Below are 15,089 nucleotides of genomic sequence, written 5' to 3' on the forward strand. Positions count from 1 at the left end.
CTGGATGGTGAAGAATTTGCATGGTAGCCGGATGAAGGAATTTTGGGAGAAAGCCAATTCTGAAAAACAAGAACCAAATTCTCAAAAACAAGAATCAAATACTGAAAATACAGAAATGAATGCTGGCTCTGAAGAAATGGGTGCTTTGTATGAAGCGTCTATTTCAGGTCAAAATCAGTCAGAGCAAGGGTTCTGTAAACCCTCACGAACTACTCAGGAACATCTCACCAACTCATTTGATGAGTTGGTGAGATGTATCTCTGACACGCTTAGACGAAATCCGCATGAGGAGGAGACGGCTCACGCGCCCTTGGGGGGCGCGTCGCCTCAGTCTGTTCAAGGCGTGTCAGAGAATGAGGAAGACTCGCCTACGGCGAATGACTGTACATCGCTGGCGCTTGTGGATGATGCACAGAATAATCCCGCTTTGTTGTTGGCTGAAAACCACGATTGTGGTGATGAACCGAAAGACTGTCATGAAGGTACTTGTTCCACCGCTTCCGTCGCTCAAAATGAATTTCGTTTAAATTCAGCGATCGCTAATCAAACTCAGGGGCAAGTAGAACAAAGTAATCCCGCTTCGTTGATGGCTGAAAACTCGGTTTCGGGTGTAGGAGTCAAAGCAGTTTATGAGGGTGAAAGTTCCGTCGCACTTGTGCTAAATCCTGAAAAATGGTCGCATGAGGCGATTCTTGCAAGGGCGAATGTACGACCAGCACGTATGCAGAAACTCAAAGTTGCGGCGAATTCGGGGCAGAATCCGGGTTTTGACTTTTTGCAAGAGTGCTGGAATGATGATCCGGCGCTGGGAATAGTGATCAAGAAGCTGCTGGCGAAGTTTCCGCACTGGGGGATTGTTTGTGCCGATGGGGTGCTGGTAAAGTGTAGTGAGTAGCAATATTTATGGGAACCAGGGGAAACGCACCTTACCTCACTATATGCAAAATATCACAGCCCCTGTTTTTGATAGTTTATGTAGTACTTTTCAACTACAAGCTGCTCGTACTTGGTCACTTGTCAAGAATAATCACAATACATCGGTTCACCTTCGAGAAGATGGAATTACTGCACTCAATCTTCAAGAACTTTATCAATTCAACTCAAATCGTTTTCTAGTGTTTGATTTCACAACAAAGAAGGAAAATGCGATTACTGGAGCCGATTGGGAATGGTGGTTTATCCAGCAAAATTCTTTTTTTGGTACTGTTGTTCAAGCAAAAGTTCTTTTGCGTAATCTGATTTACTCTATCAATCAATCTGATACTAATGGTTATCCCCAAATTCAACGTTTGCTCAACTACGCTATTCATTATCAGGTAACACCGCTCTACTGTTTTTATAACTATTGGATTCCAGGCACACAAAGCCCGAACTGGTTTTGTCATAGCTTTGGTAATAGAAGCGAACTTTGGGGATGTACACTTGCCGATGCTTTGAATACGCTGTTACTGCATCAAAGGAAGCGACATTCCGTCAAAGATTTACTACCAATTTCAGTCCCGTGGCATTGCGTTGCTTGTTGTCCTGGAATTTATTCAGATGAATTACAGGGCATAGCTACTCGTGCCTGTGGATTTGCACAAGCTTTACGACAGAGGTTATTTGAGGTTCCAGAAGAAAGAGATTTTCGTGAAAATATTTCAGACTTACCTAAAATAAATACTAAGCGACAACTTCCACCACGTATACGATCTTTAATTAGTGCTTTACAGAGTGGACATGGAATTACTCGTGAACTTATAAATGATTTGTGGAGTGAGACACCACCAGATTATGTAGTTCTTCAAGGTGATATTACAACTGTTTTAGAACAGTAGCCTCAATTTTTGAATGCTTATATAGCCTGGACAGATAGATGAGTTTACCTTGGGACAAGCAAAGGGTGACGGAGAGTACTGAGGTGCATGAGGTAGCAGCTAAATTTATTCAGGCGAATTGCTATCAGCCATCAGTACCAGGTATCAGACTTATGAAATGCTGATTGTTGCGCGGAAAATGAGGCTGTGATAATTGTTTATAAATAAAAAAAGCCTTATATGTTACAGTTCAGAAGATGCAACGTGAGAGAAAAAGAATCGATACACCCACAAAGTAATCGGTATCTCCCTCTGGAAAATACAACAGCAACTCATACCTTGGTCGGCTTCCACTACGTGTACCATAGTAAGGGTTATCTTTTTTACTATTGAAAATTTTATCATCCTCTAAAAACCTTCGTCTAAGTCCTGCCAAATTATTGTCCCTAGCTTTTTTGTCAGCAATGTACCATCCAACTGCTGTGGCAAACCGAAGATAATTTTCATAATCTTTCTTAGTCCAAATCTCAAGCTGTTCGATACCTAGCCTATTCCCAATGTGTTTCCATATTTCTTTTTGTACACTAAAGCCAAAACGTTTATTTGAGTTTTTGACCCAAAGCTGGTCTATTCTTTGCAGGTCTGGACAAGAAAAACTATTAATATAGTTGATATTTAAAAACTTTTCTTTTTGTCTTTGAGCAATATTGAGCAGAAGTCTGGATGTTTGCTTATCAGCGTCTTTCCATTTTTTTGATTTCAAAAAATATTCAAGTTGGGCATATAAATGTTTGGTAAGAGATGCTTTAACCTGTTTTTTAAATTGTGATTCTGCGCTATTTTGGGATAGTAGCTTAATTAAATCTCGATGAACTAGTTCAATATTTTCGCCTGTGATTAACTGATTATTTTTAGTAAAATCAGTCTCATGTGGATACTTCTTTAAAAGATTAAATGCTGTGTGGTAAGAATCTATGGCTTTTTGAGTTTGTTTTTCCTGAGCTAATAAGCTACCTTGATATCCATTAAATAGTACTTGGATTTGTAACCCTTGGCTAGAATTCTTAGTCTGCTCATTAGTTTTCGACAAAAAACTCTGACTTTGGTTAATTTCTTGGTCGGCTTCTGTCAGCTTTTTAAGCTGTTGATCTGCTTGCGAAATAGCAGCAAATACTAATGCTTCTTTAAGTTCATGATTATCAATATTAAAAGATAAGGCAGATAGCCTTAAAGCTTCATTGGAATCAAAGGGAATTTCTTCAGAGCTAGATTTGCTTTTTGTTTCTAATTCACCAGCTAGTTTATTTAATTTCTGAACAGCCTCAATTTCTTCTTTAGTTTCATTGAGTTGCTTTTTAGCGTTATTAACCTGATTTGTTAATAATATTCCTACACCTAACGCTCCTAGAACTGTTACGGCAAAAATCACAATTCCAGTACGAATTCGTCGTTGAGATTTTTGATTAGCCTCACTGAGTAATTGATTTCTTTGCTCTGCTGCCTCCCTGTCCTTTTTATTCGCCTCACTGAGCAATTGGTTTCTCGCCTCTAGTGCCTCCTTGTCCTTCCTTTCTCGTTCCAAAGCAGCCTCTTGTTCCTTAACAGCAATCTCCTGCTGAATTTCCTTTTCTTTACTAGCTGCTAAAAACTGTTTATCCTGATAACTTAAGTTTTTCTCTATTGCCCATTCTTCAGCTTCTTCTAATGCCTTCCCTCGGAGCAACCGTGATTCATCAGTTCCTCCAGAAACTACCCAAAAGCGAAAGTTTTCAGAATAAGGACGTAGATTATCTAATTGAGTTTCAATCCAACTGTAGTTAAATATTTCTTGATAAATTTGGTTATAGATTCTCAGCTTCCCTTGCTGTCTAACAACTAAACCTGAAAGCTGTAGCTCACTTTGTTCTAAAGTATCATCTGCTGTTACCTCGGATTGTTCTTCAGCCAGTCGGACTTGTTGGTACAGTTCTAGTAAATACCCTGCCCGTTGTTCATCGCGTAAAATTCTGGCTTGAATAGTTCGTAGATGCTCAGGCTCATCAAGTGATTCCCAATTTTCAATAATCCGTAACCTAACAACTTGCTCTACTGAACGAGGGTTATCTTGCTCAGATTCTTCAACCATGAATTGACACAGTTTTTGAGTCAAAAATGGTTGTCCTCCCGTCCACTGCAAGATTTCTTGCATTACTGCTTGGGGATTATTAAACTTCCCATGCAAACCCTTTTCTAATGGTTTAGCCTCATGCAATTGGAAACCCTTGAGCGAGATAGCCTTACCAATATTAAACGGAGTACGCTGTTTATCTGCAATCAAATTACTCGGTGATGCTACACCTAATAAACAAAAAGTTAGGCGATTATATTCAGGGTTATCAACACGCTTGTTATAACAAGCGCGAATCAATGCAAAAAAGTCATCTGTGGGAAAATTCAGACTGAGTACGCTATCAATTTCATCAAGAAAGATAACGATGTTTTCTCGAACTTCAACAAGTAATACTTCTTCCAAAAACTTGCGAAATCTTGTGACTAGCGAATTTAACTGATTCGCCTCCCACCAATCACCAAAATCTAAATCTAATCCAAAACTGTCAATGAGCGTGTCAATTAAGTCTGCATACCATTGTTCGGGAGGGACATTCTGAATACCTCCAGCAGAAAGGTCAACGGCTGCACACTGTATGCCATCATCTCTCAATCGCTGCATGGTTCGCACACGCAAGCTGGACTTTCCACTTTGGCGCGAATTTAGTACGTAACAAAACTTTCCCTCCTTCAGTCCTTCATATAACTGTGCATCAGCTTCTCGTATGACGTAGGTACTGGCATTTTCAGGTAGACTTCCAGAAAATATGTATTGTTCAACCATGATTTACCTACTCCAAACGAGTTGAGAAATACTGACGATACAAATCACAACCAGGAACGCAATCATTACTAACAAGTTTTACTAACCCCAAGCTATGCAATTTAAACGCAACTTCAGTCTCTAATCTCACAGGTGCATTCGTGATCACTACTTTTTTATACCCTATCTTAAGCTGGGGATTATGTTGTAAATGCCACAGTTGTTGCCGCAAGTGGTCGCTGAAGATTCCTTGCTCTGTTGGTGCAAGTCTTAACAATTCTTCTAAGGTCACTTGCTGGCTTTTGAGATGGGCAATCGCAGATTGTACCAAATAAGGATGTCCCCCTAGCAACTCCATCAACCCGCTTAAGTCCTGTTCTCCCAGGCTTAACGCATTCTGTTTGGCGAGGGTTGTTACTTGTTGCAGATTAAATTCGGGTAAGTCAATCGCCAATCCCACATTAAACGGGGAATGATTACTGTCTAAGGAAGGGTAAGATTCAGTTGAATGAACTACTACTAACCGCAGTTTTTTCCAAATATTACCAATCTTGTCTCCCTGTTTAGCAGCTTCATACCACCCACGCAGTAACAAGCAGAATTGGGGGAAAATATCTGGATAATCAAACAGTCTCTCAAAGTTATCTATAGCTAAAATTAGGGGAGTATCAGTAACCGATAATAAATATTTTTGAAAATAACGAGTACAGTTTTTATTCAGCCCAAAAACTTCTTGCCAGTGTTTATCTAATTGCGGTTCTAGCTCCAGGCTGTCAGCAACATCAATACACAACCATTGTAGAAACGTTTTTAAGTTAGCCAAAATATCAATATCAGCCAGTTGTAAATCTAATTTTGCGGTTTGATAACCTTGGTGTCTTGCATAGTCTAGGGTTTTCTCCAGCAGTAATGTTTTACCCATTCTCTGCGGGGCTTTGAGACGAATCAATGCCCCTGGTTGCACAATTGCTTTATAGCATTTGTCCTCAATTGGTGGTCGTTCAATATATATACTTGTGTCTACCCCTAGTCCAGAGTTCTCAGCCACTTGCAACTGTTGTTCAATTTCATCCAACTTGTCACCAAGCTCTTTCAGGGTGCGTTCCTCTGCCTGAAGCTGGTGTTCGTATTGAAACTTGCGGGATACATCAGTTTCAATAACCAACGCTGTTCGTAGATTTGCAACTTTCTGGCTTTGAAGGGTGTAAGCTTTTTCGAGTGAATCTCTTTCAGAGAGCGATCGCTGCCGTTGATTCTGTGATTGGACTGAATTACCTGATACCGCCGTCTGCTGCCCAAGGTGAATGTTGTTATCACCGCTAATTCGCCCAGTGTTTACTGTGCCACCGTTAATCAACCCACCGCCAAACTGGTCATTGCGTAAGTCACTACTGGAGACTTGCTTTGGGTCTTCTGAATCGGGCATGGGTTAGTTTTGGCAGTTTTAAGCAGGTCTGTTTTCAATGTTACCAGCTTTGTAAGTCAGCAATACTGCTATCTTTCTCTACAATTAATTTCTGAGCTTTTCGTTCTGGCAGAGCTTCTAGTTGATTATAAGTAGCAAAATACTCTGCACTCAGTTGGGATTTATCGGATGGCGTTGGCGATCGCAGGTCATCGCACTATCTTGAACCTCGAAGGGCTGAACATAAAGTTAGTACAATTAAATGGGACTGAAATTCAAATTTATGCGAATTAATCGTTTAACCTATGAACCTTCAATCCGTATTGGTATCGTTGGTGCTGGATGTACTGGTTTAACGGCTGCCGAAGAATTACGTGATCTTGGATATAAAAATATCACCATCATTGATGCCAAAAACCGCGTAGGTGGTAAAACATATTCAATTAAGTATGCAGACCCAAGTCTTCAAACCCGTGGTATTTACGAGGGTGGAACTGTTTGGATCTTACCCAGCCCCTTGTACAAAAAATATAGAAAAAGGTATGGGATTTCTCCATCGCTTCATGTGATGCCACGGGTGCAAATATTTGACTTAGCTACTGGCAAAGTTACTAGTCCGTTTTTAGTGGAGTCCAAACATTCTTTATTGGACCGACTCTGGCAGTTGAGGAAATTTTTCCAAGAATTAGACAAGTATACTCGGTATTCAGATCCAGGCTATATCAATCCTGCTTACCGAGGTATGAATGAATCCTCGCCTCAGTGGTTTAACAAACAGGGTTTGGATTTTATTCGAGATGCTTTAATGCCGATTGCGAATGCGGCACAATTTGGACATCTGGAACAAGAAGCTTCTACTGCTTATGTGATTCGGCTACTGGCATTATTTAACCGTTGCAATTTCCTGAAAAAATTGGTTCTGAATATGCCTCAATTGCAAGAAGGGAATCAAGAATTATGGAATCGTTTAGCGGCCTCCCATAACTTGTGTCTAGGACAAACTATTGAGCGTGTTTCTCGCGGTCAAACAATTTTGGTCAAGACTGCCTCAAATCAATGGGAATTCGAGCATTTAATTTGGACTGCTCCTGTAGATGACTTTCTTGGCGTAGCTGATGCTTCTCTTGAAGAAGCAGAGATTTTTTCTAGGGTACGTACCATTAAAAGAGCAGTTATTACCTGTAAAGTAGAGGGTTTACCTGCAAACATTTTCTACGTAATCAGAAATACTTTAAATCAGCCTTTACCAACTAGTTATCCATTAGCTATCTACGAGGTTGATCCAGGCAGTAAAATCTACAATTTTTATCCATTCATGGATGAAACGACAACTGTTGAAGAGTTGGAAAGCAACGTAGCCGATTGTGTCAAAAAGCTTGGAGGTACTCAAGTGACACCTATGGGGCAACCCCTAATTTGGAAGTGGTTCTCTCATTTTTCAGCCGAAGACCTCAAGGATGGTATTTATCAACGATTAGAGATGTTGCAGGGTAATCAAAACACCTACTTTGCTAATGAAATGACTGCTGGGGTGAGTGTACCTTATTGTATGGAATATGCGGCTTATTTAGTGGAACGCTTCTTTTAAGAGTTGACATACTTCTCAAAGTTGCGGGTAATTCGGGGTAGAATCCGGGGTTTGACTTTTTGCAGGAGTGTTGGAATGATGACCCTGCGAAAGCAGCTTGTGATCAAGAAGTTACTGGCGAAGTTTCCCCAGTGGGGAATTGCGATTGTTGATGGGGTGTTGTTTAATTGGGAGGGGTAGCGATTGTAATGGTCTGAATGTACAGTAAATAAGTTGATTTACCAAGTCCTGCACAATATAAAAAGTTATTTCCATGCTGAAACTTTATCATTCTCCCACGTCTCCAAACTCTCGTCGTGTATGGATTGCGTTATTGGAAAAAGGGCTGGAGTTTGAATTGGTAGAAGTCAAACTGGATGGGGAACAATTCAGCCCAGAGTTCATAGAAATAAACCCTTTTCATCACGTTCCAGTTCTAGTAGTAGATGATGACTTCAGAATTGTAGAATCCCTGGCGATCCTAGATTACTTAGAGGCAAAATATCCCATACCAGCCCTGATGCCCAGTGATGCCCAGGTGATAGCAAGTGTAAGAATGGTAGCAATGATTACTGTTAATGAGTTAATGACTGCCATCGCTCCACTTTTCTCTATTTTTTTAGGTTTACCTATAAAGGAGCCAGAAAAAATTAAGATTGCATTGGATAAAGTATCAACAGTGCTAACTTTCTTAGAAAGTCTACTTGGTGATAATCTTTATTTTGCTGGGGAACACCTGACTTTAGCAGAAGTAGTTGCGGGGACTGTGATCCCTCAGTTATCTAGTATGAGTGTATCCTTGGATGACTATCCCAAATTGAATATTTGGTGTGAACGTTTAATGAAACGTGCTGCATGGATTATAACTCAGCCTAGTTTAGAGGCGTTGGAAGTAGTTAAGACACGACACAAGGTTGCTATCGCCCAGCAACAAGTCTCTAAAAATAACTTATAAGAAGACACAAAATCCGACCTGCCTGTACTAAAAGGAAGGAAGAAAGAAAAATCGTCAGATGAGGCGATTGTAGCTTTGTCAAATGTGAACTTGTGGGTATGGAAAAACTCAAAGTGGCAGGCAGTTCAGGATAGAATCAGGGCTTTAAGTTCTTGCAACGTTTTCATGTTGTTAGCTGTAGCGCCTCCAAAACTTGACTTTCAAACCATCCCTTGGACGAGAAAATGGTAGTACTAAGCGTTCTAGATTTTGTCCAGGAAGTATTTCCCATTCATAGTCACGGATCAATAATACGGCAAACAGTTTCATTTCTAACCGAGCAAACTCTTTACCTAAACATTCTCGAATTCCACCACCAAAAGGAATATAGCTTCCAACCCTTTGTTTGTCTTGAATGGATTCAGATGCAAAACGTTGTGGGTCAAATTGTTGAGATTGAGCGTAAACATTCTCGTCTTGATGAGTTTCCTGAATTTGGTAAAATACGTCCCAGCCTTGGGGGATACGGTATCCAGCAAACTCACTTTCCTTAAGTACTTTACGCGAACCGCTACGAACGACTGGAGGCAGTATTCGTAGGACTTCCTTTAGCACAAGCTCTAGATAGGTCATTTGCTTAAGACATTCTGGTGTCAGCAGTTGTGCGTGTCCAATTTTCGCTTGTTCCAGACGTGCTGTTTGCCACACCTGTGGATGTTGAGCTAACAATAAACATAAGGAAGTTAGTGCTGATGTTAAAGTTTCGTGTCCAGCAACAAGCATTGCTAACACGTTATCTTTCACGTCCTCAATGCTCAGACGATTCCCTTCCTCATCTTGTGCAAGTAATAGAATTCCTAAAACATCTCGATGGGCAATAGGTTGTTTTTGACGTTGAACAATTAACTGATCAAATTGCACAAGAAGCTGCTCTCGCGCACGAACTGCACGAGCAAACTTGCTTAGAGGAAATTGAATCGGAATAGATAATAATCCATTACTCCAAGCCTCGTAAATTTTTTCCAAGTTCTCATTTGCGGCATTATCAACACCTATAAACAACCTACAGGCAATATCAAGTGTGTATTTTTTCAGTTCAGGATACCAAGTGAAAGTTTTCATCTCTTCCCATTTATGCAGATAACGATGGGTCAACTGTTCCATTGTTTTGGCATAATCAGCTAACGCTCTTGGCTCAAAGGACTTGAACAAGTGTTTACGAAGTTTTTGGTGAGTAGTACCTGTCTTGACTCCAATTGAGTTGGCTCCTAGTAGCACCTCAAAACTTGTAGTATTAGTCATCTCAAATCGCTGACTTTCATTAGTGAATAGGAAACGTGTGGCATCTGCCCCAATTAAGACAATCGTTGGGCGACCAAATAGATGGGTTTTGAAGACTGCTCCATATTGCTTTTGTCGCTGCCCAATAAAACGTGCTGGCTCTTGCAAATAACTAATAGATTCGCCAATGATGGGCAAACCGAAGCGACCAGGGGGTAATGGCAGTGTTCGTCCGCTTGAAAAGCTAGTCATGTTTTTTCTCACTTTTGAGTGAATAGAAGTTATATTTACGATACGGTATCGTAAAATATAAGAGAAGTCAACTCAATAACTGTTTGCAAGTTGTTTAAATACCGATGCCTTGAGATGATAATTGCATGAATAAACCCGCGAAAAATCTGCCAGGACGACCTCGTAACCTTCAATCTCATCAAGCCATTCTACAAGCAAGCTTGGAACTACTATCAGAAGTAGGATATGAACGTACAAGTATTGACGCAATTGCAGTCCGTGCAGGGGTTAGTAAACCCACTATTTACCGACGCTACAAAGGTAAAGAAGAACTGATTGCATCGGCAATAGAAAGTTTTAGAGAAGAAGTTATTATCCCTGATACTGGTCATCTTTGGGATGATATTGATGCTCTGATTGAGAATGCCGCGCAAGTTACACTTAGTCCTTTGGGACGGCAGACTGTTGCCATGATTATCAGTAGTGCCTCAACTAGTCCTCAATTTGCTGAAATTTATTGGACAAAATATCTGCAACCTCGACGGCAAGCTTTTGCTGTTGTAATTGAACGAGCAAAAGTCAGAAATGAAGTTCACGCAGATTTAGATCCTAGTTTAGTTTTTGATATGATGAGTGGAATTATGCTTTATGCACAAATTTTTCAACCTCAGACTGAGCCTTGGCAAGTATATGTTAGTCGTGCAATACATCTTTTAATCAAGTAGCACGATGATGCCAAGTAGAACAGAGTCAATCAGCTTCTCTACGAGACGCTGCGCGAACGTTGTCAGGAAAAAATCAAGCCACTGGTGAAAAGGTGAAAGGCTGTCATCTTCGCGCAGCGTCTTGTAGAGCAGGTACTTGTTCCGCCGCGCCCATCGCTCAAAATGAATTTTCTGACAAGAAAGCGATCGCTAATCAAACTCAGGGGCTTGTAGAACAGGGTCAATCTGCTTTCTTGCCAGGAGAAAACGAAGTTTCAGGTGCAGAAGTCAAAGCGGATCATGAGGGTGAAAGTTCTGCCACGCCTGTCCCCAGTGCTGAAAAATGGTCACATGAGGCAATTGTAGCTAGGTCAAATGTACGACCTGAGTGTATGCAGAAATTGAAAGTCGCAGCGAATTCTCTTCAGAATCCGGGCTTCGACTTCTTGCAGGAATGCTGGAATGATGATCCGGCTTTCCAGATTGCGATCAAGGAACTGCTGGTGAAGTTTCCGCAGTGGGGGATTGGTAATAATTGCGTTATCGTAGCGGGGCGCAACCCATTGCGACTTGCTAATTGCGAATTGGTTTGACATCTCCGATACTGAACTAAAGCGGTTACAGTGTCGGAGATGTCACAAAAAGAATATGGTTTTAAACTTTGACCAATGAACCTTTCTTGATGAAATTACCTACAAGATTATCGACCTTGATAAACTTAGTTGAATCTTCTTGTGGAGTGTCAAAGTTACAAGCGATGGTGCTGTAGTTCAGTGTGGCAGTGGCATAGTAAGTAGAGTTATTGTAAATGCCGCCACCTTCACCAGACTGTTTTTTGCCAGAAATAAGTTCGATTGCGAAAGCTTTATTGTGCTTGATAATGCTGTTGCCCACTGTTAAGGTTGCATTATTGTAGATGCCACCGCCTAAGTGTGCCTGATTGTCACTAATAGTACTATCACTCACCTTAACGATTCCTAAGCCATCGTATGTAATAAGAACGTCATAATCACTGCCTTTAAGGAAGTACATTGTCTTACCAAAGTCTTGATCAGCATCATTGTAGATGCCACCGCCAGCCGTCCCTGCCTTATTGCCATTAATATTGCTATGACTCACATTAACGATACCGAATGTATTGTACCTGCTGATCACCTCGTTCAAGTCAGGGTTGGAGACGGAGAACTCGTTAAAGTCAGGGTTGGAGACGGAGAACTCGTTAAAGCTAGAGTTGTAGATCCCACCACCGTAGTTTGTGGCAGAGTTATGACTGATACTGCTGTAACTCACAGATAGAGTGCCATAATTGTAGATGCCACCTCCAGTAGATGCAGAATTGTCACTGATAATACTCTTAATAACCGTAACATTGCCATAAGCTATAGAATCAGGTGATTTGTAACCTGGGTAGGTAAAACCTCCGTTATAGATGCCACCGCCGCCGCTTTTTGCTGTGTTGCCACTAATGATGCTATTGCTCAGGTTTATAATACTAAAATCATAGATACCGCCGCCGTCTTCCCCTGACGAATTGCCACTAATGATGCTGTTACTCACGCTTATAGTGTCAGGGGCAACATTATTCTCACCGTTGTTGGGAGAAGTATAGATGCCGCCGCCATCTGTCACTGCCGAATTGCCACTAATGATGCTGTTAGTTACAGCTACACCAAGAGTAGGAATAAAAGTCTCGGCATTGCCATTTATGGCGCCGGTGGGATCATAAATTCCATTACCGAAGTCACTGTCAGCGATTCCACCACCGACCCCGGCATGGTTATCACTGATAATACTATTGTTGACGGTTATGTTAAATGGTGATGAAGTGGAGGAGTAATCGCTCGCGCTATTGATGCCACCGCCTCCCCGCCTGCGGTGTTGCCAATGATGGCACTATAGTTCAGCGTCACGCATGGTGATGAAGTGGGGGAGTAATCGTTCGCGCTATTGATGCCACCGCCTCCCCCGCCTGCGGTGTTGCCAATGATGGCACTATAGTTCAGCGTCACGCGTCCAGCCTCGTTGTCAATGCCGCCTCCTGTGCCTGCTGTGTTGCCACTAATAGTGCTATGATTTACTGTGGTTATAGCGTTGCCTGAGTTAAAGATGGCACCGCCGTTATAAGTTGCAGTATTGTCAGTAATGGTGCTATTTTCCAGAAGGGCGCTTAATTTGGAGCCGACAGATTGTGCTTCTATAATGATACCGCCGCCGTTATCTGCCGAATTGTCAGTAATGGTGCTGTTTTGCACTGTCAGCTTGCCAGCGTTGTAAATGCCGCCGCCCTCGCCCAGACCTAATGCTACTTGAAAGTTAGATGATGTTGCAGTGTTGTCAGTAATGGTGCTGTTTTGCACTGTCAGGTTGCCAGAGTTATAAATGCCGCCGCCGTCGCTTATTTGAATCTGAATGCTATAAATTACATTGTTGCCACTGATAGTGCTGTGGTTGAGTGTAAGGTTGCCAGAGTTGTAAATGCCGCCGCCCTCGCTGGTAGATAGATCATTATTACTGTTAGCGACGGTGTTTACATTGTTGCCACTGATAGTACTGTGGTTGAGTGTAAGGTTGCCAGAGTTGTAAATGCCGCCGCCCTCGCCGCCAAATAGTTGTCCATTGAGTATTATGTTATTGGTTACAGTGTTACCAGCGATGATGGTATTGTTCAAGGTCAGGACACCTTCATTGGAGATAGCACCGCCCCCTGCTGTACCTTTGTAACTATTGGTAATAGTCAACCCGTTGATTGCAGCAGTTACACCACTAGCAATATCAAAGACACGTGTCGCACTATTATCACTAATAGTTAGTAAGTTGGGATTTGTACCTTGAATGGTAAGGTCATCTGTGATACTTAGACCACTAGCAGTCAAACTGATGGTATGAGCAAGTCCGTCATTAAACAGTCCACCAAAATTGATGATGTCTTTTCCTGACAGGGCATTAGCATCTAGAATTCCCTGCCGCAGTGAACCAGCACCACTATTGTTGGTATTAGTAACGCTAAATGTAGCCATTAGTACTACTCCGATTTGGATTCAGGTGTATAAAAATTGCGCTGAATCTTTGTCATGATAGTACTACGACTAAAGAATATTTATTCTACTTCTTACGGAGTATTTAGGTATTAGTTTCTTCAAAGAGATGAACTTTTACGCATACCCCCATTTAGAAGCTGCGGCATTTCAGCATCAATGTCGGTGCAGATGGCGCAAAGTGTGGTAGTTCCATGTTTGATATCCTTCTTAAGGAAAATATGTAGCTATCCAAGGTCTATCTATATACACAGATGTATTTATTAAAGACCGCGAATAGCGGAAGATTAACTAAAACTCTAAGTAAACTGAGGACATTTTCACTGTGAGCAAAATCCGTGCTGTGATTGTTGACCCAAATGTGCCAGGGCGTTTAGCACTTGGGGAGGTAGATGCACCGATAGCCGCACCCAATGAAGCACTCGTGAGAGTTGCAGCAGTTTCTCTCAACCGGGGAGAAGTAAGACGTTCAATGAATGCGGATGCTGGTTGGCGACCTGGTTGGGATTTGGCTGGTACAGTTGAAACTCCTGCTACCGATGGCTCTGGGCCAGCAAAAGGTTCACGTGTGGTAGGATTGGTGCGTTCCGGCGCTTGGGGGAACTGGTATCGGTGACGACGAATGCTTTAGCAGAACTGCCGGAGTCAGTATCATTTGCTCAAGCGGCAACATTACCTGTAGCAGGTCTAACTGCTTACCATGCTCTACTAAAAGGTGGTTCGCTGTTGGGTCGCTCAATTCTAATTACGGGGGCATCGGGTGGTGTTGGGAACTTTGCTATCCAGTTGGCGCGATTGAGTGGAGCGCAAGTTGTGGGTTACATTCGTCAAGCGGGTTATGAATCTATAGTAAAAGAAGCGGGGGCGCAATCAGTAGTAATTGGGGAAGACTTATTACCCGCAATTGAATATGGGCCATATCATCTGATATTAGAATCAGTGGGAGGTAGTACCTTATCAACAGCCCTGAAATTACTCGCACCGGATGGTGTAACAGTGCTATTTGGAACTTCAGGGGGCTCGGAAGTAACATTCGATGCTTCGCAGTTTTACGCAACTGCGGGTGCTAGCCTCTATGCTCTGCTTCTGTTCCACGAACTTCAACGCGAATCAGCGGCGGTGGGACTGAAACGGCTTTTAAAGCTTATTGAAGCAGGTCAGTTACGTCCTCATATTGATGTAGAAGCTTCTTGGACAGAGATTGGAGATTTAGCTCAACAACTGCTTGACAGACGTTTTCCTGGGAAAGCTGTTTTATACGTTTCGACTTAATCAATCTACTGTT

At 41.9% G+C, this 15,089-nt stretch carries 11 protein-coding genes and 1 pseudogene; 7 read left to right on the forward strand and 5 right to left on the reverse strand.

The annotated features are described in order from the left end of the window. Positions 1 to 4 precede the first annotated feature (4 nt). Both GTQ43_RS36275 and GTQ43_RS36280 read left to right on the forward strand, forming a co-directional pair. Entirely contained in the window at positions 5 to 895 is an 891-nt protein-coding gene (locus tag GTQ43_RS36275; RefSeq protein ID WP_265277534.1) for a hypothetical protein, read from the forward strand. Then, positions 888 to 1,817: a DUF6615 family protein gene (locus tag GTQ43_RS36280; RefSeq protein WP_265277535.1), complete on the forward strand. Its 930-nt coding sequence runs from the start codon at positions 888 to 890 to the stop codon at positions 1,815 to 1,817. The genes GTQ43_RS36275 and GTQ43_RS36280 overlap by 8 nt, the downstream gene beginning before the upstream one ends. A 229-nt stretch (positions 1,818 to 2,046) precedes the next feature. Here the strand turns inward: GTQ43_RS36280 and GTQ43_RS36285 are convergent, their stop codons facing one another. Together GTQ43_RS36285 and GTQ43_RS36290 are read right to left on the reverse strand one after the other, a co-directional pair. After that, positions 2,047 to 4,668, reverse strand: coding sequence for an AAA-like domain-containing protein (locus GTQ43_RS36285; RefSeq protein WP_265277536.1), 2,622 nt, complete (start codon positions 4,666 to 4,668; stop codon positions 2,047 to 2,049). 7 nt (positions 4,669 to 4,675) lie between these two features. Next, a complete protein-coding gene (locus tag GTQ43_RS36290; RefSeq protein WP_265277537.1) occupies positions 4,676 to 6,073 on the reverse strand; it encodes an AAA-like domain-containing protein in 1,398 nt (465 codons plus the stop codon). Positions 6,074 to 6,335: 262 nt separating this feature from the next. Here GTQ43_RS36290 and GTQ43_RS36295 point away from each other — a divergent pair, with 262 nt between their 5' ends. Beyond that, positions 6,336 to 7,640 carry an FAD-dependent oxidoreductase gene (locus GTQ43_RS36295; protein WP_265277538.1) on the forward strand — a complete coding sequence of 435 codons (1,305 nt, stop codon included), beginning with the start codon at positions 6,336 to 6,338 and terminating at the stop codon, positions 7,638 to 7,640. A gap of 253 nt (positions 7,641 to 7,893) precedes the next feature. Further along, a complete protein-coding gene (locus GTQ43_RS36300; protein WP_265276660.1) occupies positions 7,894 to 8,574 on the forward strand; it encodes a glutathione S-transferase family protein in 681 nt (226 codons plus the stop codon). 171 nt (positions 8,575 to 8,745) lie between these two features. On the opposite strand, the gene GTQ43_RS36305 is transcribed toward GTQ43_RS36300, so the two are convergent. Continuing rightward, entirely contained in the window at positions 8,746 to 10,086 is a 1,341-nt protein-coding gene (locus tag GTQ43_RS36305; RefSeq protein ID WP_265277539.1) for a cytochrome P450, read from the reverse strand. Positions 10,087 to 10,211: 125 nt separating this feature from the next. On the opposite strand from GTQ43_RS36305, the gene GTQ43_RS36310 reads away from it, so the two are divergent. Both GTQ43_RS36310 and GTQ43_RS36315 read left to right on the forward strand, forming a co-directional pair. After that, positions 10,212 to 10,790, forward strand: coding sequence for a TetR/AcrR family transcriptional regulator (locus GTQ43_RS36310; protein ID WP_265277540.1), 579 nt, complete (start codon positions 10,212 to 10,214; stop codon positions 10,788 to 10,790). 59 nt (positions 10,791 to 10,849) lie between these two features. After that, positions 10,850 to 11,362, forward strand: coding sequence for a hypothetical protein (locus tag GTQ43_RS36315; RefSeq protein WP_265277541.1), 513 nt, complete (start codon positions 10,850 to 10,852; stop codon positions 11,360 to 11,362). Between the two features lie 61 nt (positions 11,363 to 11,423). On the opposite strand, the gene GTQ43_RS36320 is transcribed toward GTQ43_RS36315, so the two are convergent. After that, positions 11,424 to 12,398, reverse strand: a complete 975-nt coding sequence (locus GTQ43_RS36320; RefSeq protein ID WP_265277542.1) for a hypothetical protein — start codon at positions 12,396 to 12,398, stop codon at positions 11,424 to 11,426. A gap of 176 nt (positions 12,399 to 12,574) precedes the next feature. Beyond that, the gene (locus GTQ43_RS36325) at positions 12,575 to 13,786 is read right to left on the reverse strand and encodes a right-handed parallel beta-helix repeat-containing protein (RefSeq protein ID WP_265277543.1); all 1,212 of its coding nucleotides are present in this window, start codon (positions 13,784 to 13,786) and stop codon (positions 12,575 to 12,577) included. A 343-nt stretch (positions 13,787 to 14,129) separates the two neighbouring features. Between GTQ43_RS36325 and GTQ43_RS36330 the strand changes: the two are divergent. Beyond that, positions 14,130 to 15,076: pseudogene (locus tag GTQ43_RS36330) on the forward strand (zinc-binding dehydrogenase). The last annotated feature ends 13 nt before the right edge of the window (positions 15,077 to 15,089 follow it).

The organism is Nostoc sp. KVJ3 (genome assembly GCF_026127265.1).
Classification (GTDB): domain Bacteria; phylum Cyanobacteriota; class Cyanobacteriia; order Cyanobacteriales; family Nostocaceae; genus Nostoc.